This is a genomic window from Pseudomonas fluorescens, assembly GCF_001307155.1.
GTDB lineage: Bacteria > Pseudomonadota > Gammaproteobacteria > Pseudomonadales > Pseudomonadaceae > Aquipseudomonas > Aquipseudomonas helvetica.
Genome location: NZ_CP012830.1, coordinates 4,845,334 through 4,869,428, shown reverse-complemented (window position 1 = coordinate 4,869,428; position 24,095 = coordinate 4,845,334). Strand labels below are relative to the sequence as shown.

Sequence of the window (24,095 nt, the reverse complement as noted above, 5' to 3'; positions counted from 1 at the left end):
AAAACCTGGCCCGTCTCAAGGTACTGCATCATCCATTGCACGAGTTCGCCCAGGCTCCCGCACCTCCATTGCCAAGAGTCCACGAGTATCTTGGCAGGCATCGGTGACGGTACAACGGCGATGGAGGGAGCGTCACGGCCATCGCGGTGCGCTGGACGGACATGAACGCTTTAGCTGAATTGTTCGCGGTACTGGGCGGGAGTCAGACCCAGTTTTTCACTGAACAGAAAACGCATGTGCCGCACGCTGCCGAAGCCGCTCTTGTAGGCGACGGTCTTGAGCGGCAGGTCACTGGTTTCCAGCAGGTTCCTGGCGCAGTCGATGCGCGCGCTTTGCAGAAATTCCATGGGCGTCATATTCACTTCACGGGCAAACACCCGAGCGAAATGTCGCGCACTCATGTTCGCCAGGCTGGCCATGCGCTCGACGCTGAAGGATTCATCAAGGTGTTCGAGCACATAATTCTGCACCCGGGTCACCGGCGTTTCCTGTGGCGCCACCGCAGTCATCAACGGGCTGAACTGTGCCTGCCCGCCCTGGCGTTTCATCACCACCAGCAACACCTTGGCCACGTCCTGGGCGACTTTCTTGCCGTGATCCTGAGCGACCACCGCCAGTGCCAGGTCGATGCCGGCGGTGACCCCGCCAGAGCTGATCAGGTTGCGATCCTGGACGTAAATCTGATCGGTCTTCACCGTCGCCTCGGGGAAGGCTCGAATCAACCGCTCCGTGTAATGCCAGTGAGTCGTCACCCGATAACCATCCAGCAAACCGGCATGCCCCAATATGAACGCCCCCGTACAGATCGAGCCATAACAGGCCACCCGGCTGACGGCGCCCTGAAGCCAGGCGAGCAGCGGCGGATGTTTTTCGTTGTAGGCCCCCGGGCCGCCCGGTACCAGCAACAGGTCATAGCCCTCGCACGCCTGATCGATATGCACATCGGCCTGAACGCTGACACCGTTGGAAGCTCGCAGCAAGCCATGCTCGGTGCCGATCATCGACAGCTGATAACGGTCGCCCGGCTCCAGATAACGGTTGGCGATGGAAAACACCTCCATGGGCCCGGCCATATCAAGCAGGAGAAAGTCTGGAAACAGCACCATTGCCACGGTTTTCATGGGTTGGAATTCACTGATATCAAAGAAATAGGAAACGTAGCGTCAGCGCTGAACATTATGGCCATTTGTAACAACAAGAATACATGAACCCGCTCACATAACTGTCAACCTGATCGAGACAGTATTTCAATTTCCATCCACTTATTGCACCCACTGATACACATTAACCTTCTCCTCACTCGGACGAACTCTCGTCCCAAACAGGAGATTTCATCATGCTGACCCTTCGCAAAGCCTCTGATCGCGGCGCGGCCAATCACGGCTGGTTGAAGTCGTTCCATACCTTTTCCTTTGCCAACTACCGCAACCCGCGGGAGCAGGGTTTTTCCGATCTGCTGGTGATCAACGATGACCGCGTGGCAGCTGGTAAAGGCTTTGGCCAACACCCGCACCGGGACATGGAGATTTTCTCCTATGTGCTCGAGGGTGCCCTGGAACACAAGGACACTTTAGGCACAGGTTCGGTGATCCGCCCTGGCGACGTGCAATTGATGAGCGCCGGCAGCGGCGTGGCGCATAGCGAGTACAACCACTCGGCAACCCGCCCGGTGCACTTCCTGCAAATCTGGATCGTACCGGACGTCAGCGGCGCCAAACCGCGTTATCAGCAAGAGCACTTCAGCACGCAGAAAAAACGCGGGCGCCTGCAACTGATCATCTCCCCAGATGGGGCCAACGGTTCGCTGCGGGTGCGTCAGGATGCCCGGGTCTATGCCGGCCTGATCGACGGCAAGGAAACCGCCACGCTCACGCTCGCCGCGAATCGCTACGCTTATGTGCATGTGGCGCGTGGCAAGGTCGAGCTCAACGGCCTGCAATTGCAGGAAGGCGATGGCGTGCGGGTTCGGGAAGAACAAGCACTGACCTTGAGCAACGGCGTGGATGCTGAAGTGCTGGTGTTCGATCTGCGTCCACAAGAACTGCCAGAAATGCCTTGATCGTAACGTGCCAGGGGGCTTTGCTCCCCCCTGGCCTCACTCATTGGAATGCGTAAACACTTCGACACTATCAACGATCACCGCGCGGTGAGCACCACGTACAGTCCACGTCTCATAGGGAGGGAGGAGATTTGTATGGTTTCCGATGAGTGAATCCCCGGGGGCCAACACTGTCGTTCTAATGCTTGTCTGACACAAAGATGTGCGGCAATAAAAAACGACCTTTTGCCCGGTACAGTCATGTGTCTCATGCCGTTACCTTGCAAAAGATCGTCTCGATATTTCTGTCAATTTAGCGTGTATTAATACTGGCCTTAACCTCTGCCAGTTTTAAACTCCTTCATTGATTGATATCAATCACTATGCAGCGTTCATCTCCACTCCTGGACTCAAAGTACCTAACCAAGCGACAAGACACACGATGACGACTGCCATTGAGAACTCAAAGATCATGCTACGCCGCAAAGCGTTGACCGCGACTGAATACTCTCCCTGTCGAACTGATCGTTCTAATAGCGGGCTCAGATGAAAACGATTGAGAATGGCCAGTACGATCATTCCGGAAAACAGCAGGACTTTCAGGAACAGCAATATCCCATAAGTGCTCAGCATCACCTCATCGAGGGTTGGACCTACGATAAACAGGTAATTCACTACGCCGGTGATACTCAGGATTACTACGATCACCGCGCCAGCCGATTCAAATCCAGTCAGTACCCGAGCAAGCATTCGTGCCTCTTGCTCGCCCTTCAGTGACTTCAAACGCAGCAGTAGAGCGAACGCCGCGAGCGCACCCAGCCAACCACCTGCGGCTAAAAGATGGAAGATATCGCTGATGAAATGCCAATAACGACGGCCACCTTCATCCATAGCACCATGTCCTGTCCACGCCAGGGTGGCCAGTGCAATGGCTCCACATGCGGTGACGATCCAGAGGCTGAGTGTCGGAAGGCGCTTATTCAATGCGACGCCAATCATTGCCACCACCAGAGCAGCTATTCGGACCATCCAGGTCAACCCGACGTCAGTCCCCATGAGGACCATTTGAAAAATATGGTGATGTAGCTCCATAAACCCCGACACACCGCTCATTGCTTTCGCAAGCAACAACATGGCGGCCAGGGATAGGGCTACACCTGCCACAGAAGTACCGTAAAGAAGCGACTCAAAATTCAAGGTTGTGCCCGATACTCTTTCCTTTCCCCTGAGGCTGTATAAGCCAAAAATGGCCAATCCGAATAACAGCATCAGGTCGAAATAAAGAGCAAAACGAACCACGATATTTATTGAGTCGCTCATGAATCATTTCACTTTGAAAGAAAAGTTGCCGGTCATCGGGTGAGTGTCCGAAGAGACGGCACGCCATTCGACTTTGTAAGTACCCGTGGTCAATGGCGATGCGGGCGTAATAACCATCGTTTTCGGATCACTGCCACCCGCGACGCCGGCCTTAACACCCATTGGAGAGTTCGGCATGCCAGGCATATCGGTCATGATCAGTTTTGCACCGGAGAACTGAGTCGTGAGGTTCTCGGAAAAGTGCAGTTCAATTTTCGAAGGGGCCGCTGCATCCGAACTTTCTGCTGGAGTGGAGGAAAGAAGTTTTGGATGTGCTTGAGCAACTGCACTCAGAAGCAAACCAGCGGTCAGTACAGCCGCGACGGTGGTGGTTTTAAGGAATGACATGCAAGACTCCTCACAGCATGAGCTGTTAGTTCGAGGTTTGGTGGGGGGAAGATCCAGTTTTTACTTCTTGTTTTTTGTTAAAACCACAGACGAATACTCAGCGTATTCCACGTCCTGGTACGTACTGAACACAGGGAACTTGGCCAAGACGCCAGCGTTATAGTGCGACTACACGATGCCACATGAACGCAGGCCGTGCGATTACATTTCAGTCAGCTTTGGAGTGGCTCTTTGCCCTGAATAAGGACTTCCCAGCCATCCAGGCTGGGCATCATGAGGTGCACCTGCATTCTGCTTACACCTATGTTCAAGAAGGAAGTTGCAACCTGACAAAACGGTAATGCTGACTTAAGGCTTCTGACAGGGGGCGAGTTTTAAAGTTGTATCGAGCCTAACGCTCAACCCCAAGAATCATCATCCTGATGTGGACTCAAAGGGGTAAACAACACTCATCCAAGGATACCCAAATGAAATCTGTCAAAACCTTGCTTATCATCGCGGCCTTGACTGTCTCTTCTCTGGCGATGGCCGAAGGCGGCAGTGATCGCGTATTCGAACGCATGGAAGCTGCCAGACAGAACTCAATGCAAGCGTACCAAGTAGCCCAAACCCAAGGCACCCAACCTCCCGTCGCCGAAAGCAAAACCAAAGAGATGGACCACAAGAATTGCTGAAGAGCTTGGAGCATTCCAAGCTGACAGAAATGTAATCACTGCGGTGGTTCAAATGTGGCAATTTCCGGGCTCGCTTGCCGTATCAATTCGTCTCTGGCAACGGCGGGCGAAACTTATCCGGGACTAATACGAACTCCCGAGAGAGTGCCTTCAACCTGTATGAGCAACTCACTGGTTGTTTCGCACAGCTCCCCTTTTGATTGATTGGACATAAACGGCATGCACTCCAAAACCTCTAGGCGGACGTTCGTCAAAGGCCTGGCCGCGGGTGGAATTCTTGGCGGCCTTGGCCTGTGGCGTACGCCTGTATGGGCAGTCACCAGCCCGGGCCTGCCGAGCGTACTGAGCGGCAACGAATTTGATCTGTTTATTGGTGAAACACCGGTAAACATCACCGGTTCGCCGCGCACAGCCATGACCATCAACGGCACGTTGCCCGGGCCTCTGCTGCGCTGGCGCGAAGGAGAAACGGTCACATTGCGGGTGAAAAACCGCCTGGACCAGGATACTTCTATCCATTGGCACGGGATCATCCTGCCGGCCAACATGGACGGTGTACCTGGTTTGAGCTTCCATGGCATCGCCCCCGATGGCATGTACGAGTACACATTCAAGGTTCATCAGAACGGTACGTACTGGTACCACAGCCACTCGGGTTTTCAGGAACAGGTAGGCGTTTACGGCCCAATCGTGATCGACTCGAAAGAGCCCGAGCCCTTTCAATACCACCGCGATTATGTGGTGATGCTGACCGACTGGACCGATGAAGATCCTGGTCGTGTCATGGCCAAGCTCAAGAAGCAATCTGACTACTACAACCACCGCAAACGGACTGCTGGCGACTTCATCGACGATGTCAGCAAGCAAGGCTGGTCCGCGGCGGTGGCCGATCGGAAGATGTGGGCCGAGATGAAAATGAACCCCACCGATCTTGCAGACGTCAGTGGGGACACATACACCTATCTCATGAATGGCCAGGCCCCCAATGGCAACTGGACCGGCATTTTCAAACCGGGTGAGAAGCTGCGCCTGCGCTTCATCAACGGCTCGGCCATGAGCTATTTCGACGTCCGTATCCCGGGTTTGAAAATGACTGTTGTGGCTGCCGACGGCCAACACGTCAACCCGGTCAGCGTCGATGAATTTCGCATCGCCGTAGCAGAAACCTATGACGTGATCGTGGAGCCTTCCAGCCAGGAGGCTTACACCATCTTCGCCCAGTCCATGGATCGAACCGGTTATGCACGCGGAACCCTGGCGGTACGCGAAGGGTTGAAGGCGCCTGTTCCGACGATCGATCCGCGCCCTCTTTTGACCATGGATGACATGGGAATGGGCGGTATGGCCGGCATGGATCACGGCAGCATGGGCGGCGACATGTCTGGCATGACCGCAATGGACCACGGCAATATGACCGGTATGGACCAGGGCGGCATGACCGGTATGGATAACGGCGACATGTCCAGCATGGCCGGCATGGATCACAGCAAAATGGCCGGGATGGACCATGGTGATATGTCGGGAATGGCTGGCATGGGTGGAGAAATGCAGACTCACCCGGCCTCCGAAACCAACAACCCCTTGGTTGACATGCAAGCCATGAGCCCAACGCCGAAGCTCAACGATCCTGGCATTGGCTTACGCAACAACGGCCGTCGTGTGCTCACCTATTCCGACCTGAAAAGTACCTTCCAGGATCCTGACGGCCGCGAACCCAATCGCACCATTGAGCTGCATCTGACCGGTCACATGGAGAAATTCTCGTGGTCGTTCAACGGCATCAAGTTCTCCGATGCCGAACCGTTGCGCCTCAAGTATGGCGAGCGTCTTCGCATCACACTGGTAAACGACACCATGATGACTCACCCCATCCACCTCCACGGCATGTGGAGTGACCTTGAGGATGAGAACGGCAAATTCATGGTGCGCAAACACACGATCGACATGCCCCCCGGAACCAGACGCAGCTACCGAGTCACCGCCGATGCCCTGGGTCGCTGGGCTTATCACTGCCACCTGCTGTTCCATATGGAAATGGGCATGTTCCGTGAAGTACGGGTTGATGAGTAAAGGAGACGGGTTATGCGCAAAAATCCAGAAAGGCAGCTTGAGACCATGACCAGTAAGCTTTTACGCCCAGCCCTGATTGCACTGGCGGTCGCCGTCAGTCCTGCTTTCTTTACCGTGGCCAACGCCGCTGAAGAGATGGCTCACGGTTCGATGGGAACCATGGATCACAGCAAGATGAACATGGACCTGGGCCAAATGGACGGTATGGAGAGTATGGACTCAGGAGCGACCACCACGAGTCGTACCCCCATACCCGTACTGACCGACGCTGATCGTGCAGCCGCCTTTCCACCGGTGGCTGGGCATGGCGTCCACGACAAGAAACTCAACTCCTTCGTCCTGCTTGATAAGTTCGAATACCAGGATGCCGACAACGGCAGTGCACTGAGCTGGGATGCAAAAGGCTGGATTGGTGGAGACGTCGATCGCCTGTGGTTGCGTTCGGAAGGTGAACGGACCAACGGCGTAACCGAGAGCGCCGAACTCCAGGCGCTTTGGGGGCACTCGATCGGTCCATGGTGGGATGTCGTCACCGGCGTACGCCAGGACTTCAAACCCGGATCACCGCAGACATGGGGGGCTCTTGGTATTCAGGGGATGGCCCTTTACAACTTCGAAACCGAAGCGACTGCTTACATCGGCGAGAACGGTCAGGCTGCCGCTCGGTTCGAGGGTGACTACGACATTCTGCTGACCAATCGCCTGATCTTGCAGCCGACCGCCGAGGCAAATCTCTACGGGAAAAACGACCCTCAGCGCGGCATTGGCTCAGGCTTGGCGAACACCGAAGTGGGCTTGCGTTTGCGCTATGAAATTGTCCGTGAGTTTGCTCCCTATATCGGGGTTTCCTGGAATCGCTCCTACGGCAAGACCGCCGACCTGGCCGAAGACGAAGGTCAAAAGACCAATGAGGCTCGATTTGTAGCCGGTATCCGGATGTGGTTCTGAGGCATTTGCCTGAGCAACACCCTCAATATCACGCACGCCCATGCGGTAATTCTGTTGCTTCGCCGAAGGTTCACACCGCTGCCGAGGCCAAGGAAAATAGCCATGCAAAGTAACTTCCGCCTGCGAGCATTACGCATCGCGACATTCGCAACATTGTTCATTGGTTCAACGGCTCACGCAGCTCAAGCCCTGACCATCGATGTTCATCGAGACGCAAACTGCGGGTGCTGCAAGCAGTGGATTCAGCACCTTGAGGCCAACGGTTTCACCGTCATTGATCATCTGGAAACCAACATGAGCGCGGTTAAACAGGACCTTGGTGTTGCTCCACGACTCTCGTCTTGCCACACCGCAATGTTCAACGGGAAGTTTGTTGAGGGTCATGTACCCGCTGAGCAAATACTTGCGATGAGCAAACGCGATGACCTGCTCGGGATCGCTGCACCCGGAATGCCGGCAGGTTCGCCAGGGATGGAAGTCGATGGCAAGCACGACGCTTATCAGATTGTCGGCCTGACTAAAGCGGGCACCGATCAGATCATTGCGCAATACCCGGGAACCTGATCTGAATGGGTGCACATCGGGCTTGAGGATGTCGAGTTCAACGTCGATGTGCCAGAGAGCGCACCAAGCGGTCGCCGAGGCTCTGCACGCCTTGGACCAGGATCACCAGCACGACCACGGTGGCAACCATCACCTGGTTGTTGAAGCGTTGATAGCCGTAGCGGATCGCCAGATCCCCCAGACCACCGCCACCAATGACGCCAGCCATGGAAGAAAACCCGATCAGCATCACCAGGGTCAAGGTGATGCCCGCCAACAACGCGGGCAGCGCTTCGGGCAGCAGCACCTTGAAGATCACATGGCGAATATCTCCCCCCATGGCAAGGATGGCTTCGATCCGGCCCTTGTCGACTTCGTCCAGGGCGTTCTCGACGATACGGGCAAAGAACGGAAAGGCGCCGATGGTGATCGGCACCACCGCGGCGGTGCTGCCCAGTGTCGTGCCGACTATCAACCGGGTCAGCGGGATCAAGGCAATCAGCATCACCACGAAGGGTAACGAGCGACCAAGGTTGACCAGGCCACCCAGGCCTTTGTTGAGCTTGGGCATCGGGTACAGACCACCGCTGCGGCTGATGAACAGCAACACGCCCAGAGGCAAGCCGATCAGCAGGGTAAAGAATCCCGCCAGCAAGACCATGTACAGGGTTTCGCCCGTCGCGTTGAGCACCAGTTGGAGGATCTCGTTCCAGTCGATGCTACGGTTCATGAGCGCTCCACCCTGACACCGCGCTGCGTGAGAAAGGCCAGCACCCGAGTCAATTTCAGCTTATCGCCGGGATGACTGAAAGCCACGCGCAAACGCCCGACCCGCCGCCCGCCGATGGACTCGACGCCACTGGCCAGCAAGTTCACCTCGACGCCCTGCTGCTGCACTAATTCGTTGAGCACCGGGGTGGCCAGAAGACTGTCGAAAAAGCTCAGCTCCAAGGCCAGGGTATCGTTGCCCAAGGGCGCGCTGTAACCCGGCAGCAGTGAGCGACCGAGACTTGATTCCGGGTTTGCCAACAGTTGTGCGATAGGCCCCGCCTCGACCAACCGGCCATGGGCCAGTAACGCCGCGTGACCACAAATGGACTTGACCACATCCAGCTCATGGGTGATCAGCACGATGGTCAGCCCCAGTTGACGATTGATGTCGCGCAGCAATTCAAGAATCGAGGCCGTGGTTTCCGGGTCCAGGGCGCTGGTGGCTTCATCCGACAGTAGATAAGCCGGTCGCGCCGCCAACGCCCGGGCGATTCCCACCCGCTGCTTCTGCCCGCCGGAGAGTTGAGAGGGAAACGCCTGAGCCTTATCGCTCAGGCCTACCAGATCCAGTAGCTCTCTTACTCGAGAATGACGCTGCGTTTTAGTGACACGCGCTATCTCAAGCGGCACGGCGATGTTGTCGAAGACGTTGCGTGAGTGCAGCAGGTTGAAGCCTTGAAAGATCATGCCGATGCGCTGGCGTTGCCGGCGCAGTTCGATGTCGCAAAGGGCTGTCAGGTCCTCTCCGTCCAGAAAAATGCGCCCGGAACTGGGGCGCTCGAGCAGATTGAGGCAACGCAGCAGCGTCGATTTACCCGCACCGCTGCGCCCCAGAATCCCGTAGATCGCTCCATCGGGAATGCTCAAGGACACCTGATCCAGTGCAGGAGCCTGCCCTGACGCGTAGGTTTTGCTCAACTGCTCGACGATGATCATGGCTTGCTGTCCGCCACCGTAACCGGGATCACCGAACCCGAGAAGTTGTCAGTGATGAACTTGGTCACCTGAGGCGAAGTCAGGTCTTTGGCCAGTTGCTTGATCCGCGGGTCGTCCCGCAACGTGGGCGTGGTCACCAGGATATTGGCGTACGGGTTGTGCTCGGCCTTTTCCAGCCCCAGCGCATCCTTGGCCGGCACCAAACCGGCTTCCAGCGCGTAGTTGCCATTTATCACTGCAAGGTCCACGTCATCCAGGGCGCGGGGAATCTGCGGCGACTCGATTTCGAGGATCTTCAGCTGTTTCGGGTTCTCGGCGATGTCCTTGGGCGTCGCCTGATCGGTGGCCGGGTCGTTGAAGCCTGCCTTGAGTTTGATCAGGCCGTTGTCCTGAAGCAGGTACAGGGCGCGACTGAGATTGGTGACGTTGTTGGGGACGGCTACCGTGCCTTTTTGTGGCACCTGGGCGAAGCTTTTGTGCCGATGGGAATAGATCCCCAGCGGCTCGATGTGCACCGTCGCAGCCACCTCGAGTTTTTTGCCAAGGGCCTGTTCCTGAGACTTCAGGTAAGGCAAGTGCTGGAAGTAGTTGGCATCTACGTCGCCATGCACCAGCAACTCATTAGAGTTCACGCCATTGGGAATCTCGATGACCTTGAGGTTCAGCTGGGGATCGATCTTCTGCACGTACGCCAGAATTTGCGCATGCGGTACCGGGTCCGCTGCCACCCGCAACGGCTCCAGGGCCAGGGCACTGAAAGAAGCAACCAGCCCGCCCAGCACTGCCAGGGTCAATCCTGTTTGTTTGAACATACTCATAGTCCTTGATCAAATGATGGGGTCAGGCACTCAGGGCCTTGGGGATCAGTGCATCGGCGTAGTAACGCTGGGCAACGTCGGGATGGGAGCGCAGGCGGCCTTTGAGGTAGTTCCAGCCCACGTCACGAAACAAGGGATTGTCAGGATCACTGGCCGGGCCCCGCGCTTCACGCAGTAACGCCGCGGGCAAGGGGTAAAGCGGCACCACCGCGTCCAGTTGCGCCCCAAGGAAAAACGCAATCGACAAGCGCTCGCTGCCCTTGGGTGGCGACAGCACCCGATGCACCGTGGCGCGCAGATAACCATTGGTGGCCAGTTCCAGTAATTCGCCGATGTTCACCACCAGGGTGTTGTCCCGAGGCAGCGCGTCGATCCAGCGCCCCTCCTCGATCTCGACTTGCAGGCCGGCCTGGTGATCTTGCAGCAGGAAGCTCAGGAATCCCGAATCCTTGTGAGCCCCGACGCCTTGATTACTTTCGTCTGGCGCCCGCCCCGGATAACGCATCAATTTGATGTGTTCATTGGGCTTGTCGCCGTACAACTGATCGAAAGCCTCCTGCGGCAGCGACAGCGCCTGGGCGAAGGCGCGCAGCAGGCGCAACGACATGCGGGTCATGGCTTGCTGCCAATCCAGCAGCAAGGGTTTGAGTGCCGGCAGCGAGGCCGGCCATTGATTGGGGCCTTGCAGACGTGCCCAGAGCGGGCTGTTCAGGTCCAGCGGCAAAGCCTCCCTCTCGGCACCCAGATCAAACTGCTCGCGCAGGTCAGGCTTGCCGCGAGTGACCTCCGAAGCCGCACAGTTATAACCGCGAAAATGTGGTGAGTTGATCATGCCAACTGCCGCCTTCTCGTGGTCCGGCAGGGCAAAGAACTGTCGGGCATGCTCCTGCACCTGCTTCAACAAGATGCTGTCGATGCCGTGGCCGGTCAGGTAGAGGAATCCGACATCCCGTGCGGCGTGGCGCAAATCGTCAAGAAACGCCTGACGCTGCACCGGGCTGCCGTCGAGCAATGAAAGATCCAGGGTCGGTAAGGTGGTGATGTCCCGTGTGTGCGGCATGGTTCACTCCCATGTGAATTGACTGAGCGCGCTCAGCCTGGCGTCCTGTTGAAGCTAAACGATCTTAAAAACCGCCAATAAATATCTTTTTTGCATTAGCTTAGGTTCGATTCTTGACAGCAAATTGAGCGTTTGAGGTCAGCCACTCGATATAGCTCGATACAAGCTTGTTATTCCACAAAAGAAGTACACATAGATTTTATAGTACGTTTCAATCTATATGTTTCTGGCGCACTCGCATGACCGATCTTCTTGTCGCCATATCGAAATGCTCACCGCCGCAGTCGTCATCTCTTGGTTGTTTTTCCATCGGCCCGGAACTGATCCAGGTGCGCCTTGAGCGACATTCGACAAAGGGTTCAAGCGCCAAAGGTGAATCCGCCCCTTCAACTACTTTTACTTTCTCTGGAGCGATGATGTCCGATGCAAAACCTCTGTTGTTTGCACTCTACGAACAAGCCAGCGTGGGTTGCGGCGGTGCTCCGAGCCTCTGGACGCACCCGGCCGACGAACGCCTGGCAATCAACTCCCTGGGCTACTGGTCGAACCTGGCGCGCATTGCCGACCAGGCTAACCTCGATATGTTGTTCTTCGGCGACGTGCTGGGTTTCTACGACGTCTTTGGCGGCAATGCCGATGCGGCGATGAAATGGGCCGTGGAAGCGCCGGCCAACGACCCGCTGATGATCATTCCCGCCTTGGCCGCGGTCACGGACAACCTCGCGTTCGGCGTCACGGTCACCACCAGCTATGAACACCCTTTCACCCATGCCCGGCGTTTCAGCACCCTGGACCACCTGACCAATGGCCGCGTGGGCTGGAACATCGTGACCTCTTATCTGTCCAGCGCCGCGCGTAATTTCGGCCTTGAACAGATGATCAAACACGATGACCGCTATGAGCGCGCCGAAGAGTTCCTCGATGTGGTGTACAAGCTCTGGGAAGGCAGTTGGGCCGACGACGCCGTGGCTGCCGACAAGGCTCGTCATTTGTATGCCCGAGGTGATCGGGTACGGCCGATCAATCACGCTGGCGAGCATTATCGGGTAGCCGGTCCGCACCTGACCTCGCCGTCACCGCAACGCACGCCGCTGCTGATCCAGGCCGGCTGGTCGGGTCGCGGCCGTGAGTTCGCGGCGAAGCACGCCGAGCTGATTTTCATCGCTAAATCCAACCCTCAGGAAATCCGCCAGGGCCTGGAAGACATATGGGCCAAGGCCCAGGCACGCGGCCGTCAGCGTGAGGATGTAAAGTCCCTGACCGTGCTGCGTATCGTCACCGCCAAAACCGAGATTGAAGCCCAGCGTAAATATGATGCGTTGCAAAGCAACTACCATCTGCAGGCGCAACTGGTCAGTTATGCGGGTGACACCGGCATCGACATCAGCCGCTACGCCGACAGCGATGCACTGTCGACCCATACCGAAGGGCTGACGTCCTATGTCATGCACCCTGATGGCAGTGGTAAACCGTTGACTGCCGGGGACGTGAAGCAACGTTTTGCCAAGGTCACCCGCGGCAGCGACCTGATCCTGGTGGGCACCCCGCAACAGGTAGCCGACCGGATCGAAGAACACGCGCGCATTTCCGGTACCAGCGGCTACATGATCAATCCATTGATCAGTCCCGGCACACTTGAAGATTTCGTAGAGTTGATCATTCCCGAATTGCAGAAGCGCGGCCTCTACAGAACCCAACCGCAAAGTGGAACCTTCAGGTCCAGGCTGAGGGAGGATGGCAGCAACCACTTACCCGATTCGGCTTACGGAGCCTCATTCCGCTTCGACAAGGACCTATAGCCGCTGGGCGACTACTTATGAGTTATTCAGCAGTCGTCGAGCGAGCGACGATTACGTCGCGGACCGGGGCTGGCCTGAAATGCGCTCGGCGGAGAACCAGATCCGGCCGTGGGCATCGGGACGCATCATGAGGTATTGACTCCGCAAAGGCGTCGGGAGCGAAGCTTTTCCGCAGGGTGGCAACCTCATAAATCTTCAGGATTTTCCTGCTGTCACGCCCAGCCATTGCTGGTATGGTTTTGCCTGCCCGGCCTTGGGCCTGGAGTCTCCTGGGATGAAAGCCTTTGGTATGAGCATCTGGATTATGCCGGCGGTTGGATCTCGAACTTTTGTTTCAAACGTTACACCTACTACATTAATGCAGGGAGCAGAACCATGAGTAACAAAGCAGTTATCGTTTTTAGTGGCGGACAAGATTCAACAACCTGTTTAATCCATGCACTGCCTCTCTATGATGAAATACACTGTATTACGTTTGATTATGGTCAGCGCCATCGTGCAGAAATTGAAGTCGCACAACACCTTTCAAAAAAGCTTGGCGTGACAGTGCACAAAGTACTGGACACCTCCTTGCTAAATGAGTTGGCTATCAGCAGCCTGACACGCGACAACATCCCAGTTCCAACCATGAATAGCTCCGGAGAAAGTCTGCCAAACACTTTCGTACCCGGAAGAAATATTCTGTTTTTAACCTTGGCTTCTATTTACGCCTATCAAGTTCAAGCTAAAACTGTAATCACAGGGGTTTGCGAAACAGACTTCTCTGGGTATCCTGACTGTCGAAATGAGTTTGTCAAGGCATTAAACAAAGCCATTGAATTAGGCATGGAATATACATTGCAACTTGAAACTCCGCTTATGTGGCTGAACAAGGCGGAAACGTGGGCCTTGGCCGACTACCACAACCAATTAGACTTGATTCGCCACGACACACTCTCCTGCTACAACGGTATAAAAGGAAGTGGCTGCGCCAACTGCGACGCTTGCAATCTTCGCGCAAAAGGACTGAATGATTATCTGGAGAATAAAACAGACATCATGAACAGCTTAAAAGACAAACTGAAATTAAAATAGAAACTCGATAAAACACATTCAACAAACGCTCACTTAAGCATGATAGGCGCACCCCTGATGATTGGCGCTCTTCGACGCGCTCGCACATGGGGTTCTTCACGACAGCCACATACTAAGTGAGCGCTGAATCCATCAGCGTTGTGCAAAGAAACTATCAATTCAAGAGGCTTTTCGAGGTCTGACGTGTTGACCACTACACTTTGTGCAACTCAATATATGAAAATAAGTCGCACTCCCCCTCTTACAAGCATTCATCCAAGAACCTCACCACTGTCCCCATACAAGCCATCCGTTCTTCGACATGGGGCATATGACTAGAGTTTTCGAACAGTGCCCAGCGAACATCTGGAATGTGATCCAGGTAGGGTTTGACCACGGTCGGGGTCGCTTCATCGTAGAGGCCAGAAATCAGTAGGGTCGGCACGCTGATCTGCCATAGCCGATCAATGATGGTCCAGTCTTTCATGCTGCCGATCACATGAAATTCGGTGGGGCCGTTCATGGCGTGATAAACGGTAAGATCGGCATCGATCTGGGCAAAGGTGCAGGAAACCTCTCCTGGCCACGGAGTGACTCGGCAGACATGGCGATCAGGCTGGCACCACAGGCGGTTTTCATACCGTCCAGCGCCACAGCAATTCCGCCCACCGTGTAGGTGCTGCTGCCCTCAGCTATGGGGAAGACGCCTTTGCACAGCGGGTAGCTGACTTTGTAACCAACAACCGCCTGTCAGCACCGGACTCAACTTCCTCTCCCCCCCCATCAATCCATCAAGGGCGTCCCAGCTTCAGTGTGACTGCCTTGAAGGTTCTCCATGCGAGGAAGACTGCGGTAACGCACGACCATTGCGGGCTTGCGCTAGATACCTTCATTCTCTGTCTTGTCTGTGACGATGAGGGACTCGATACCCCAGTCGCCAGGCAGATGCCAATCTTCCCCGAACAGCTCGGCCGGATGCATCGTACGGTCGGAGCCATTGCCGCACGCCAGGGACTTGGCTGGACAATACCGGTCGCATCCCCAACAGATCCGCTCGGGGTGCTTGGGGTTGACGGGGAAGTTCTTGGCCATGTCGATCTCCGATCATTGAGAGACGTTTTTGCAACCTACAGCCTTTGTGCAAAACCATCCTTGATCGATATCAAGAATCAACATCGAGCGACTGCCCGTTCATGCGGCGGCACAGATGACCCACAGCGCCCAGCGCTTTCGTCAGCGTGACAAGCCATCGGTTTAAGTGCTCGAAACTTGATAATAATCATTATTGTTTGCAGAAAGTCTTCCTAGACTCGGGTTCCTACTCGTTAGTGCCCAGGAAGACCTTATGCGTACCCACCTCTCACTCGCCCTGCTCTTGCTCGTACCGCTGGCTCACGCGAAGGAGTACCCGATCGGGGTACCCCAGCTGTGTCAGGGACTGGAAGTCGGGGCGGTGTATCTGCAACCCATCGAGATGGCCCCGGCGGGCATGATGCGGGCGACTGTCGATTCCGATGTGCACCTGGAAGCCGACATTCGGGCCACCGCGGACAATCGACAGGGCTTTCAGGAAGGTAGTTTCGTGCCTTACCTCAATGTCTCGTTCAACTTGAGCAGAGCGGGTAACCCGGACGAAATCAAGGGCGACTTCCATGCCATGGTCGCCAATGACGGTCCGCACTATGGCGACAATGTGAAGCTGCTGGGACCGGGCAAATATCGGCTGACCTTCACCGTGCTACCACCCACCGGTCACGGTTCCCTCGGGCGTCATACCGATAAGGAAACTGGTGTAGCGCCCTGGTTCGAACGCTGCGAACTGCACTACGAGTTCATCTATGCCGGCATCGGTAAAAAAGGTGGCTATTGAATGAAGCGCCTGCCGCTTGCCTGGCTGATGGTGGCCGGAGCCGTTGCGCCGTTGACCGTCCATGCCGATTTGCCGAGCTACGAACTGATCCTGCGCGATGGCCACTTCTCCCCTGCCTTACTCGAGGTTCCGGCCGGACAGCGTTTCAAGATCGTCCTGAGGAATAGCGGTCAGGGGCCGGCCGAGTTCGAGAGCACACCGCTGCGGGTTGAAAAAGTGCTGTCACCAGGCGTGACTACCTTTGTTGTCATTCACCCCCTCAGATCCGGCCACTACCCCTTTTTCGACGAGTTCAACCCACAACTGCCCGAGGGCGGCATTCTCGCGAAATAACCCGCACCCGCACGGAGTTTCCATGAATCAATCAATGTTCATCGTCTGGCGCGAAAGCGTCGAGGCGCTGCTGGTGATCGGCATTCTCCAGGCCTGGACCTGCCAACAAGGTCCAGGCAATCGCCTGGTCAAATATCTGTGGGCCGGTGTGATGCTGGGATTGATGCTCTCGGGCCTGCTGGCGGTGCTGATTCTGTTTGCCGGCGAGGCCATGAGCGGTTCAGCCAGTGAATGGTTCCAGGCAGCACTGGCGTTGATTGCCAGCCTGTTGATGGTGCAAATGGTTGGCTGGATGCATCGCAACGGGCGCACGCTGAAATTTGACTTGCGACGACATGCCGATAGCCATCTGGCCCGGCGAGGCGGCCTGGGGTTGTTGTTGCTGGCCATGCTCGCCGTCGGCCGCGAAGGCAGCGAAACCGTAGTATTTCTCTATGGTGCTGGCGCCCGCTTGCGAGGCCCGCAACTCGGTTTGTTTGCGGTCGGCGGCGTCATGGGGCTGGTGCTGTCGGCACTCACCCTTGCCCTGCTGCACAGCAGTCGCCGGTTCATTTCATGGCAGCGATTCTTTGCCATCAGCGAAGTCGTCCTGCTCATGCTCGGCGCGGCGTTGCTGGTCAGCGGCACCGAGCGAATCGGTGGCCAACTGCTCGTCCTCGATTTTCCAGAGCTGGTGTACAGCATCGTTGGTGACGCGCTTTGGGACACCAGCACACTGTTGAACGACAGCCATGGATTGGGTGGCTTTCTGGCCAGTTTTGCTGGTTATCGGGCAACCCCCAGTGGCCTGACCTTGTTGGTGTGGGTCGGTTACTGGCTGGTCGTCGGCGGCTGGCTACGGCAACAGACTGCGGACAACCTGCCATGCCCGACCTGAGCCGCCACAATCAATGGCTCCAGCGCCTGGGTGACGGGATGCGTCGCCATGCGTCCGTCATTCGGGCCGTGCAGTGGGTTGTCGTACTGTTTTACGCGGTGCTGTTGGTGACCCCGGCGCTATTGCCGCTACCGGATAGCCAGGCGCGGATACTCGACCACCTGACCTTGCTCGCGCAGTTTCTATTCTGGGGGATCTGGTGGCCGTTCGTGTTGCTGTCAATGGTGTTCTTCGGTCGACTTTGGTGTGGCGTTCTGTGCCCGGAAGGTTCGCTCAGCGAGTGGGCCAGCCATTACGGAAAAGGCCTGGGTGTGCCGCGTTGGGTGCGCTGGGGCGGCTGGCCCACATTGGCGTTCTGCCTGACAACCCTCTACGGCCAGTTGATCAGCGTTTATGACTACGCCCAGGCCGCGCTGTTGATTTTGGGTGGCTCGACCGTCGCAGCGGTCATCGTTGGGTTGTTGTTCGCCCGGGGCAAACGGGTCTGGTGCCGTTACCTGTGCCCGGTCAGCGGCGTCTTCGCCTTGCTCGCCCGGCTGGCCCCTGTGCACTTTCAGGTCGATGAACAACGCTGGATAGAGAATGCCGCACCACGCCTGCCACCGCCCAACTGCGCTCCCCTGCTCGATATCCGCCGCCTGCAAGGCGCCAGTGATTGCCATGCCTGCGGACGCTGCAGCGGGCAACGCGGTGCCGTTCAACTGATCGCCCGCTCCAGCAATCAGGAGATTCTTCACGCAAGCGCGCAGACGCTGTCGCCTTGGGATACACGCTTGCTGCTATTCGGCGTGATCGGCTTGGCCATGGGCGCGTTTCAGTGGACGGTCAGCCCGTGGTTTATCGCCCTCAAACAACACCTGGCCCAGTGGCTGGTCGAACACAACCAGCTCTGGGCCCTGCAGGACAATGCTCCCTGGTGGTTGCTCACCCATTACCCGCAACTCAACGACAGCTTCAGTTGGCTCGACGGCTTCAGCATCGTCACTTACTTGAGTTTGAGTTCGATTGTGCTCGGCGCAGCGTTGACGCTGCTTCTGCGACTGACGGCCCGACTGGCGCGAGATCGCGCACTGTATTGGCCTCTGGCGCTGACACTCACACCTCTGGGGGGGGCCGGACTGTTTCTCGGGCTGTCGGCCACCACCGTCAAATTACTGCGTTATGAAGGTCTGCTGCTGGAGTGGGTACAACCCGCCAGGGCCTGTCTGTTATTGGCCGCCATGGGGTGGAGCCTGCTACTGGGTTGGAAACGGCTGAAACACGAAAATATTTCCCTGGTTCGGCGCGGGTCGGGGGGCGTTTGCCTGTTACTCGCCAACGGCCTGATCGGGTTTGGCTGGTGGTTGCAGTTCTGGGGCTGGGCTTGAGTTCCCCCCAGCCCCGTTACCCCCGTAGCACGAAGACTGGGAACAACTCGCGCATGGCCCCCCACAACTCTGGCAGCAAGGCTTGTGCCGAAACGCTCGGCAACAGCGGATCGAACATCCGCTCGGTGCGAACCAGTTGCACGGCGAAGCGTTTGACGCCAAGTGCATTCAAGCGTTTGGCCAGGATCAGCAGACGTGCTGGCTCGAACAGATGCCAATGCACGGTGGTGCGACATTCGTAGTCCACACCACTGGCCAACAGATACTCAAGGCTGCGCCAGTTGGCCGCTCCACTGCCCTCGACCCGGGTGATGGCCTGGCAATCCTCGGGCAATGCCTTGACATCGAAGCCGACCCAATCAGCACCGGTCAGTGCCTTGGCGAAGGCGGCAGGCTTGATGCCAGCGCTGTGCATGCCAATGCGAAATCCCATTTCCCGCACTTCATCCATGGCACCGAGCAAGCCGTCCTGCAGCGTCGGCTCACCGCCACTGAACACCACGGCATCGAGCAGGTCCTGACGACGTTGCAGAAACGCCAACACCCACCGCCAATCCACTTCCTCACTGCCACGAGGGGGAATCAGCTGCGGGTTATGACAATAACGACAACGCCAGGCGCAACCCTGGCAAAACAACACGCAGGCGAGCTGTCCCGGATAGTCGATAGTGGTCAGGGGCACCATGCCCCCAACCCGAAGCGTTCGACTCATTGGCGCCCGACCAGCGCCGCGCTTTCAGTAAAGTGCACCCGCTCGCGGTGCTCCGACTGTTTACCCGGATTGAACGCTGACACAGGACGGTGATAGCCCATCACGCGGGTCCAGACTTCGCAGCGTTGACGTTGAGCCTGAGGCAGTGGTTGCGATGCAGTCATGGTGAAGCTCCTTGCGGTTGAGGGGATAGAAATCAATGAACAGTGCCGATTTTCTGCTCTTGCAGCAGCAGAACTTCGTCGCACTTGGGGCAGAACTCATGCTCGCCATCGAGGTAGCCGTGCACCGGGCAGATGGAGAACGTCGGGGTCACGGTCAGGTACGGCAGGCGGAAACGTCCAAGGGCCTTGCGCACCAGCTGCTTGCAGGCCTGGGTCGAGGAAATCCGCTCGGCCATGTACAGATGCAAGACCGTGCCGCCGGTGTATTTGCATTGCAGCTCGTCTTGAAGTTCCAGGGCTTCGAAGGGGTCTTCGGTGTAGCCCACGGGCAGTTGCGAAGAGTTTGTGTAATACGGCGCCTGCGTACTGCCCGCCTGGAGAATGTCCGGATAGCGCTTGAGGTCCTCCTTGGCAAAGCGGTAGGTGGTGCCTTCCGCCGGTGTCGCTTCCAGGTTGTAGAGATGACCGGTTTCTTCCTGGAAGCGCAGCAATGTGGCGCGCACATGGTCCAGCAGATTCAGGGCAAATCGCCGGCCATGCTCGGTGTGCATGCCCTCCTCGTCGCCGGTGAAATTGCGCAGCATTTCATGCAGGCCATTGAGGCCGATGGTGGAGAAATGGTTGCGCAAGGTCCCCAGGTAGCGCTTGGTGTAAGGGTACAAACCGGCATCCATGTGGTGCTGAATGACCTTGCGCTTGACCTCCAGGCTCTCCATCGCCAGCTCCATCAGCGTGTCCAGCCGTTTCAGCAAACCGCTGGTATCGCCCTTGAACACATAGCCCAGACGCGCACAGTTAATGGTCACTACGCCGAGCGATCCGGTCTGTTCCGCCGAGCCAAACAAGCCACCGCCGCGCTTGAGCAACTCGCGTACATCCAGCTGCAACCGGCAGCACATCGAACGCACCTGATTGGGCTGCAGATCCGAATTGAGGAAGTTCTGGAAGTACGGCAAACCGTAACGCGCCGTCATCTCGAACAGACGGTCGGCGTTTTCACTGTCCCATGGAAAGTCATGGGTGATGTTGTAGGTCGGAATCGGAAAGGTAAACACTCGCCCTTTCGCATCGCCAGCCTGCATCACCTCGATGTAGGCGCGGTTGAGCACATCCATTTCGACTTGCAGGTCGCCGTAGGCAAACGGCATTTCCTCCCCGCCGATGACGGGGATCTGCTCGCGCAGATCCTGCGGGCACACCCAGTCGAAGGTCAGGTTGGTGAAAGGTGTCTGGGTGCCCCAGCGTGACGGCACATTGAGGTTGTAGATGAACTCCTGGATCGCCTGGCGGACCTGCGGATAGCTCAGTTGGTCCTTGCGCACATACGGCGCCAGGTAGGTATCGAACGAGCTGAAGGCCTGGGCGCCGGCCCATTCGTTTTGCAGGGTGCCGAGGAAATTCACCATTTGCCCCAAAGCACTGCTCAAGTGCTTCGGTGGCCCGGCTTCAACACGTCCGGGCACACCATTAAGACCCTCGTGCAACAAGGTGCGCAGCGACCAGCCAGCGCAGTAACCGGCCAGCATGTCCAGGTCATGTACATGCAAATCCGCCTCTCGATGAGCGTGGCCGATCGCCTCGCTGTACACCTCGTCCAGCCAGTAGTTGGCGGTGACCTTGCCCGACACGTTCAACACCAGCCCGCCCAGTGAGTAGCCCTGATTGGCGTTGGCCTGGACCCGCCAGTCTTCACGGTCCAGGTACTCGTTCATCGACGTCGCCACTTCGACCAGGGTCCGGCGGTCGCGACGCAAACGCCCGTGCTGTTCGCGATAAACGATGTAAGCACGCATGGCGAGGAAAAAACCGGCGTCCATCAGCACCCGCTCAACACGATCCTGGATCTGCTCGACATGCAGCCTTGGCTGCCTTTCCAATCGGGCGAGTACCGCTTCGAGCAAGCCTTCGGCTTCAACGTCGGTGTACTCCCCGGTTGCCTTGCCGGCAGCGATCAATGCCTGACGGATCTTGTCGGCATCGAAGGCAACCAGACTGCCATCGCGCTTGTGCAAGCGGTTACATCCAACTGAGATCAGCGTGCTCTGCATTTGGCCTCCAGATACTACATATAGATGTTTGTAGACAAACAAACACAACATGCAGTGAAGACTACGGACAAAGCGCTGTTCTGCAATTGACCAACGTCAAGATTTGCCGGTGAAAAAACACTCGATGACGGTGAAGGGAGAATCCGCTGCGAACACGGTGGCGAGGGAGCTTGCTCCCGCTGGGTTGCGAAGCAACCCTAAATGAGGCAATACGATTATTCAGACAAATCGAGCTAGCAGGATTACGACCGCTTCGCGGCCGAGCGGGAGCAAGCTCCCTCGCCACAAGGATTGTGTTTGGCAAACTCTTTCCTTAACAGATCAGTTCACCCGCCGCTCATGTTCATGAACCGCACAATCTGCACCTCCCCTTCGGGGCCGAAGTCGTGGCGTAGCGGCTTGCCGCGCAAGGCCTTCTGCACCGCGTTGACCAGAGGTTGGTCATCCAGCGGGTAACGCCGCAGTAATCCGCGTAAATCCAGGGCATCGTCCTGCCCCAGACAGAGCAACAGCTTCCCCTCAACGGTCATCCGCACCCGGTTGCAGCTGCCACAGAAGTTGTGGCTGTTGGGTGAAATGAAACCGATCCGGGTATCGGAATGGTCTTCCAGGCGAACGTAGCGTGCCGGTCCGCCACTGTTTTCGGCGCTGTCGAGCAATCGATGACGACTGGCGATCAACGCCCGCACTTCGTCGCTGGAACAAAACGACTCGCCACGCGCGCGGCCAACATCACCCAAGGGCATTTCTTCGATAAAACTGATATCGATGTGTTGATCGATGGCGTATTGCACCAACGCCGGGACTTCATCGAAGTTGCGCCCCTTCATCACCACACAGTTCAGCTTGATCCGCTCAAACCCCGCGCCCCGCGCGGCTTCAATGCCGCCCAGCACCTGATCGAGATCGCCGTTGCGGGTGATCGCGCGAAACTTCTGCCCGTCCAGGCTATCGAGACTGATGTTCATCCGCTTGACCCCTGCCTCCGCCAACGGCCGGGCCAAACGGCCCAGTTGCGAGCCGTTGCTGGTCATCACCAGTTCGCGCAAACCGGGTAAGGCGGCGATGTTGCGGCACAGCCCGACAATACCGGGACGGATCAGCGGTTCGCCGCCGGTGAGGCGGATTTTGCGAACACCTTGGCCGACGAACAGCGCCGCCAGACGCTGCAGTTCCTCCAGCGTCAGGACCTGCTGACGCGGCAGAAACGTCATGTTTTTCGCCATGCAATACACACAGCGAAAATCACAACGGTCCGTCACCGACATCCGCAGATAGTCGATCTGCCGTCCAAAACCATCCTGCATGACAGCGTTCATCACATCTCCCCGTTTACCCCAAGGCTCACTGCACTAGCGGTGAGTCGGCGCCCTGCAAGTGGATGCCGCGAATATCCGCCGCACCGATCAGGGTTTGCAGGTATTGCACCAGGGCTTTTTGCCAGACACCTTGCTGCAACTGCGTGCGGATCGCCGTCGACACCACTTCATAGGGCAACGGCATGCCTTCGACCCGCTGATCGACACTGACCACATGCCAACCGTAACGACTTTCCAGCGGTTTACTCGCCAGCCCCGGCGCCAGGGTGAACAGCTGACGTTCCAGTTCAGGTACGGTCTGACCCTTGCTGATCTGTCCCAAAGAACCGCCTTGAGCTTTCGACGGGCAGGCCGAATATTTCACGGCCATCTCGGCGAAACTGCCGGGAAAATCCTCCAGCCGCTGCAACAGAACTTCAGCTTGAACATGCGCAAGCGCGCGGGCCTCGGCATCGTCCGGCGCACATTCGAGCAGGATGTGCCGCACCGCCAGCAACGGCGCGCTGTGAAAGCGCCCGCGATTGTTTTCGTAGTAACGAAGGCTGGTTTCCTCATCGCACTGAGGCACCTGCACCTCACGCTCAAGCAACAAGCGCGTGGCCGCTTCTTCTTCGTTCTCACCGGAGCCGACTTCCAGCGACACGCCGAGTTCGGCAATGCGTTGCTGCAACAACTCGCGGATCACCAGCGCCCTGGCGGCCAGGTAGACCGCCTCCTCGCGGCTTTCCGCCGGGTGATATTGCAGTTCCTGAGCCATCGCCTCCGGGGTGATCGACACCGCGTTGACGCTGATGATCGGCCACTCCTGCTCACTGCTGGCGATCAACTGCGCCGGGGCGTCGTGGGCCGCCGGCGCAACCGGGAGTGCGTCAAACTGCACCGCCCCGGTCGGCGCGATATCCACAACATCGGGTTGCGTTTGTTTGGAAGAACCGCAGCCACCGCTGCCCCCGTTACCGCCACCACATCCACATCCACCTGACATGAT

General features: G+C 57.3%; 24 protein-coding genes and 3 pseudogenes. 12 read left to right on the top strand and 15 right to left on the bottom strand.

Annotated features, from left to right (window positions below; genetic code table 11):
- Positions 1-170 precede the first annotated feature (170 nt).
- Positions 171-1,121: a GlxA family transcriptional regulator gene (locus AO353_RS22235; RefSeq protein ID WP_054596901.1), complete on the bottom strand. Its 951-nt coding sequence runs from the start codon at positions 1,119-1,121 to the stop codon at positions 171-173.
- A 215-nt stretch (positions 1,122-1,336) separates the two neighbouring features.
- On the opposite strand from AO353_RS22235, the gene AO353_RS22230 reads away from it, so the two are divergent.
- Positions 1,337-2,059 carry a pirin family protein gene (locus tag AO353_RS22230; protein WP_054596900.1) on the top strand — a complete coding sequence of 241 codons (723 nt, stop codon included), beginning with the start codon at positions 1,337-1,339 and terminating at the stop codon, positions 2,057-2,059.
- A 360-nt stretch (positions 2,060-2,419) separates the two neighbouring features.
- On the opposite strand, the gene copD is transcribed toward AO353_RS22230, so the two are convergent.
- Positions 2,420-3,358: a copper homeostasis membrane protein CopD gene (copD, locus tag AO353_RS22225; RefSeq protein ID WP_054596899.1), complete on the bottom strand. Its 939-nt coding sequence runs from the start codon at positions 3,356-3,358 to the stop codon at positions 2,420-2,422.
- Positions 3,359-3,361: 3 nt separating this feature from the next.
- Complete coding sequence (gene copC / locus AO353_RS22220; RefSeq protein ID WP_054596898.1) at positions 3,362-3,745, bottom strand: copper homeostasis periplasmic binding protein CopC; 384 nt, start codon at positions 3,743-3,745, stop codon at positions 3,362-3,364.
- A gap of 467 nt (positions 3,746-4,212) precedes the next feature.
- On the opposite strand from copC, the gene AO353_RS22215 reads away from it, so the two are divergent.
- The 4 genes from AO353_RS22215 to AO353_RS22200 all read left to right on the top strand — a co-directional run bounded on the left by AO353_RS22215 (position 4,213) and on the right by AO353_RS22200 (position 8,001).
- Positions 4,213-4,419 carry a co-regulatory protein PtrA N-terminal domain-containing protein gene (locus AO353_RS22215; protein ID WP_054596897.1) on the top strand — a complete coding sequence of 69 codons (207 nt, stop codon included), beginning with the start codon at positions 4,213-4,215 and terminating at the stop codon, positions 4,417-4,419.
- Between the two features lie 219 nt (positions 4,420-4,638).
- Positions 4,639-6,489: a copper resistance system multicopper oxidase gene (locus tag AO353_RS22210; protein WP_054596896.1), complete on the top strand. Its 1,851-nt coding sequence runs from the start codon at positions 4,639-4,641 to the stop codon at positions 6,487-6,489.
- Positions 6,490-6,501: 12 nt separating this feature from the next.
- A complete protein-coding gene (locus AO353_RS22205; RefSeq protein ID WP_054596895.1) occupies positions 6,502-7,437 on the top strand; it encodes a copper resistance protein B in 936 nt (311 codons plus the stop codon).
- A 102-nt stretch (positions 7,438-7,539) separates the two neighbouring features.
- Positions 7,540-8,001, top strand: coding sequence for a DUF411 domain-containing protein (locus AO353_RS22200; protein ID WP_054596894.1), 462 nt, complete (start codon positions 7,540-7,542; stop codon positions 7,999-8,001).
- A gap of 37 nt (positions 8,002-8,038) precedes the next feature.
- Here the strand turns inward: AO353_RS22200 and AO353_RS22195 are convergent, their stop codons facing one another.
- The 4 genes from AO353_RS22195 to AO353_RS22180 are packed head-to-tail and all read right to left on the bottom strand — an operon-like array spanning position 8,039 to position 11,565.
- Positions 8,039-8,710, bottom strand: coding sequence for a methionine ABC transporter permease (locus tag AO353_RS22195; RefSeq protein WP_054596893.1), 672 nt, complete (start codon positions 8,708-8,710; stop codon positions 8,039-8,041).
- Positions 8,707-9,687, bottom strand: a complete 981-nt coding sequence (locus AO353_RS22190) for a methionine ABC transporter ATP-binding protein (protein WP_054596892.1) — start codon at positions 9,685-9,687, stop codon at positions 8,707-8,709. The genes AO353_RS22195 and AO353_RS22190 overlap by 4 nt, the downstream gene beginning before the upstream one ends.
- Positions 9,684-10,499 carry a MetQ/NlpA family ABC transporter substrate-binding protein gene (locus AO353_RS22185; RefSeq protein ID WP_054596891.1) on the bottom strand — a complete coding sequence of 272 codons (816 nt, stop codon included), beginning with the start codon at positions 10,497-10,499 and terminating at the stop codon, positions 9,684-9,686. Before AO353_RS22185 ends, AO353_RS22190 begins: the two co-directional genes overlap by 4 nt.
- 28 nt (positions 10,500-10,527) lie before the next feature.
- On the bottom strand, positions 10,528-11,565 hold the full coding sequence (locus AO353_RS22180) for an isopenicillin N synthase family dioxygenase (protein WP_054596890.1): 1,038 nt from the start codon (positions 11,563-11,565) through the stop codon (positions 10,528-10,530).
- A gap of 220 nt (positions 11,566-11,785) precedes the next feature.
- On the opposite strand from AO353_RS22180, the pseudogene AO353_RS31665 reads away from it, so the two are divergent.
- The 3 genes and pseudogenes from AO353_RS31665 to queC all read left to right on the top strand — a co-directional run.
- Positions 11,786-11,921, top strand: a pseudogene (locus tag AO353_RS31665) (amino acid ABC transporter permease); the annotation flags it as partial.
- Between the two features lie 60 nt (positions 11,922-11,981).
- Positions 11,982-13,364, top strand: a complete 1,383-nt coding sequence (locus AO353_RS22175) for an LLM class flavin-dependent oxidoreductase (protein WP_054596889.1) — start codon at positions 11,982-11,984, stop codon at positions 13,362-13,364.
- Between the two features lie 375 nt (positions 13,365-13,739).
- The gene (gene queC / locus AO353_RS22170) at positions 13,740-14,438 is read left to right on the top strand and encodes a 7-cyano-7-deazaguanine synthase QueC (RefSeq protein ID WP_054596888.1); all 699 of its coding nucleotides are present in this window, start codon (positions 13,740-13,742) and stop codon (positions 14,436-14,438) included.
- A 241-nt stretch (positions 14,439-14,679) separates the two neighbouring features.
- Here the strand turns inward: queC and AO353_RS22165 are convergent.
- From AO353_RS22165 to AO353_RS22160, 3 genes and pseudogenes are all read right to left on the bottom strand, one after another.
- Positions 14,680-15,030: pseudogene (locus tag AO353_RS22165) on the bottom strand (alpha/beta hydrolase); the annotation flags it as partial.
- Positions 15,024-15,164: pseudogene (locus AO353_RS31660) on the bottom strand (PAAR domain-containing protein); the annotation flags it as partial. The pseudogenes AO353_RS22165 and AO353_RS31660, both read right to left, overlap by 7 nt.
- Positions 15,165-15,296: 132 nt before the next feature.
- Positions 15,297-15,509 (bottom strand): DUF3079 domain-containing protein, encoded by a 213-nt coding sequence (locus tag AO353_RS22160; RefSeq protein WP_054596887.1) that lies wholly within the window; start codon positions 15,507-15,509, stop codon positions 15,297-15,299.
- Positions 15,510-15,762: 253 nt separating this feature from the next.
- Here AO353_RS22160 and AO353_RS22155 point away from each other — a divergent pair, with 253 nt between their 5' ends.
- The 4 genes from AO353_RS22155 to AO353_RS22140 are packed head-to-tail and all read left to right on the top strand — an operon-like array spanning position 15,763 to position 18,864.
- Positions 15,763-16,287, top strand: coding sequence for an iron transporter (locus AO353_RS22155; RefSeq protein ID WP_054596886.1), 525 nt, complete (start codon positions 15,763-15,765; stop codon positions 16,285-16,287).
- Positions 16,288-16,620, top strand: a complete 333-nt coding sequence (locus AO353_RS22150; RefSeq protein WP_054596885.1) for a cupredoxin domain-containing protein — start codon at positions 16,288-16,290, stop codon at positions 16,618-16,620.
- 22 nt (positions 16,621-16,642) lie between these two features.
- Positions 16,643-17,497, top strand: coding sequence for an FTR1 family iron permease (locus AO353_RS22145; RefSeq protein ID WP_054596884.1), 855 nt, complete (start codon positions 16,643-16,645; stop codon positions 17,495-17,497).
- Positions 17,485-18,864, top strand: a complete 1,380-nt coding sequence (locus tag AO353_RS22140) for a 4Fe-4S binding protein (protein WP_054596883.1) — start codon at positions 17,485-17,487, stop codon at positions 18,862-18,864. The genes AO353_RS22145 and AO353_RS22140 overlap by 13 nt, the downstream gene beginning before the upstream one ends.
- A gap of 16 nt (positions 18,865-18,880) precedes the next feature.
- On the opposite strand, the gene AO353_RS22135 is transcribed toward AO353_RS22140, so the two are convergent.
- From AO353_RS22135 to AO353_RS22115, 5 genes are all read right to left on the bottom strand, one after another.
- On the bottom strand, positions 18,881-19,576 hold the full coding sequence (locus tag AO353_RS22135; RefSeq protein WP_054596882.1) for an anaerobic ribonucleoside-triphosphate reductase activating protein: 696 nt from the start codon (positions 19,574-19,576) through the stop codon (positions 18,881-18,883).
- Complete coding sequence (gene nrdD / locus AO353_RS31845; RefSeq protein ID WP_054596881.1) at positions 19,573-19,740, bottom strand: anaerobic ribonucleoside-triphosphate reductase; 168 nt, start codon at positions 19,738-19,740, stop codon at positions 19,573-19,575. The genes AO353_RS22135 and nrdD overlap by 4 nt, the downstream gene beginning before the upstream one ends.
- Positions 19,741-19,772: 32 nt before the next feature.
- Positions 19,773-21,788 carry a ribonucleoside triphosphate reductase gene (locus tag AO353_RS22125; RefSeq protein ID WP_054596880.1) on the bottom strand — a complete coding sequence of 672 codons (2,016 nt, stop codon included), beginning with the start codon at positions 21,786-21,788 and terminating at the stop codon, positions 19,773-19,775.
- A 326-nt stretch (positions 21,789-22,114) separates the two neighbouring features.
- A complete protein-coding gene (moaA, locus tag AO353_RS22120; RefSeq protein WP_054596879.1) occupies positions 22,115-23,107 on the bottom strand; it encodes a GTP 3',8-cyclase MoaA in 993 nt (330 codons plus the stop codon).
- Between the two features lie 25 nt (positions 23,108-23,132).
- The gene (locus AO353_RS22115; protein ID WP_054596878.1) at positions 23,133-24,092 is read right to left on the bottom strand and encodes a peptidylprolyl isomerase; all 960 of its coding nucleotides are present in this window, start codon (positions 24,090-24,092) and stop codon (positions 23,133-23,135) included.
- Between the last annotated feature and the right edge of the window lie 3 nt (positions 24,093-24,095).

What these genes read in the sequence shown, in the direction of transcription:
- nrdD (WP_054596881.1), bottom strand. Translation starts at nt 19,740, where the DNA reads ATGACTGCATCGCAACCACTGCCTCAGGCTCAACGTCAACGCTGCGAA.
- AO353_RS22185 (WP_054596891.1), bottom strand. Translation starts at nt 10,499, where the DNA reads ATGTTCAAACAAACAGGATTGACCCTGGCAGTGCTGGGCGGGCTGGTT.
- AO353_RS22210 (WP_054596896.1), top strand. Translation starts at nt 4,639, where the DNA reads ATGCACTCCAAAACCTCTAGGCGGACGTTCGTCAAAGGCCTGGCCGCG.
- AO353_RS22145 (WP_054596884.1), top strand. Translation starts at nt 16,643, where the DNA reads ATGAATCAATCAATGTTCATCGTCTGGCGCGAAAGCGTCGAGGCGCTG.
- moaA (WP_054596879.1), bottom strand. Translation starts at nt 23,107, where the DNA reads ATGAACGCTGTCATGCAGGATGGTTTTGGACGGCAGATCGACTATCTG.
- AO353_RS22195 (WP_054596893.1), bottom strand. Translation starts at nt 8,710, where the DNA reads ATGAACCGTAGCATCGACTGGAACGAGATCCTCCAACTGGTGCTCAAC.
- copC (WP_054596898.1), bottom strand. Translation starts at nt 3,745, where the DNA reads ATGTCATTCCTTAAAACCACCACCGTCGCGGCTGTACTGACCGCTGGT.
- AO353_RS22115 (WP_054596878.1), bottom strand. Translation starts at nt 24,092, where the DNA reads ATGTCAGGTGGATGTGGATGTGGTGGCGGTAACGGGGGCAGCGGTGGC.
- AO353_RS22175 (WP_054596889.1), top strand. Translation starts at nt 11,982, where the DNA reads ATGTCCGATGCAAAACCTCTGTTGTTTGCACTCTACGAACAAGCCAGC.
- AO353_RS22230 (WP_054596900.1), top strand. Translation starts at nt 1,337, where the DNA reads ATGCTGACCCTTCGCAAAGCCTCTGATCGCGGCGCGGCCAATCACGGC.
- AO353_RS22215 (WP_054596897.1), top strand. Translation starts at nt 4,213, where the DNA reads ATGAAATCTGTCAAAACCTTGCTTATCATCGCGGCCTTGACTGTCTCT.
- AO353_RS22135 (WP_054596882.1), bottom strand. Translation starts at nt 19,576, where the DNA reads ATGAGTCGAACGCTTCGGGTTGGGGGCATGGTGCCCCTGACCACTATC.
- AO353_RS22160 (WP_054596887.1), bottom strand. Translation starts at nt 15,509, where the DNA reads ATGGCCAAGAACTTCCCCGTCAACCCCAAGCACCCCGAGCGGATCTGT.
- AO353_RS22150 (WP_054596885.1), top strand. Translation starts at nt 16,288, where the DNA reads ATGAAGCGCCTGCCGCTTGCCTGGCTGATGGTGGCCGGAGCCGTTGCG.
- AO353_RS22190 (WP_054596892.1), bottom strand. Translation starts at nt 9,687, where the DNA reads ATGATCATCGTCGAGCAGTTGAGCAAAACCTACGCGTCAGGGCAGGCT.
- AO353_RS22140 (WP_054596883.1), top strand. Translation starts at nt 17,485, where the DNA reads ATGCCCGACCTGAGCCGCCACAATCAATGGCTCCAGCGCCTGGGTGAC.
- queC (WP_054596888.1), top strand. Translation starts at nt 13,740, where the DNA reads ATGAGTAACAAAGCAGTTATCGTTTTTAGTGGCGGACAAGATTCAACA.
- AO353_RS22125 (WP_054596880.1), bottom strand. Translation starts at nt 21,788, where the DNA reads ATGCAGAGCACGCTGATCTCAGTTGGATGTAACCGCTTGCACAAGCGC.
- AO353_RS22155 (WP_054596886.1), top strand. Translation starts at nt 15,763, where the DNA reads ATGCGTACCCACCTCTCACTCGCCCTGCTCTTGCTCGTACCGCTGGCT.
- copD (WP_054596899.1), bottom strand. Translation starts at nt 3,358, where the DNA reads ATGAGCGACTCAATAAATATCGTGGTTCGTTTTGCTCTTTATTTCGAC.
- AO353_RS22180 (WP_054596890.1), bottom strand. Translation starts at nt 11,565, where the DNA reads ATGCCGCACACACGGGACATCACCACCTTACCGACCCTGGATCTTTCA.
- AO353_RS22205 (WP_054596895.1), top strand. Translation starts at nt 6,502, where the DNA reads ATGCGCAAAAATCCAGAAAGGCAGCTTGAGACCATGACCAGTAAGCTT.
- AO353_RS22235 (WP_054596901.1), bottom strand. Translation starts at nt 1,121, where the DNA reads ATGAAAACCGTGGCAATGGTGCTGTTTCCAGACTTTCTCCTGCTTGAT.
- AO353_RS22200 (WP_054596894.1), top strand. Translation starts at nt 7,540, where the DNA reads ATGCAAAGTAACTTCCGCCTGCGAGCATTACGCATCGCGACATTCGCA.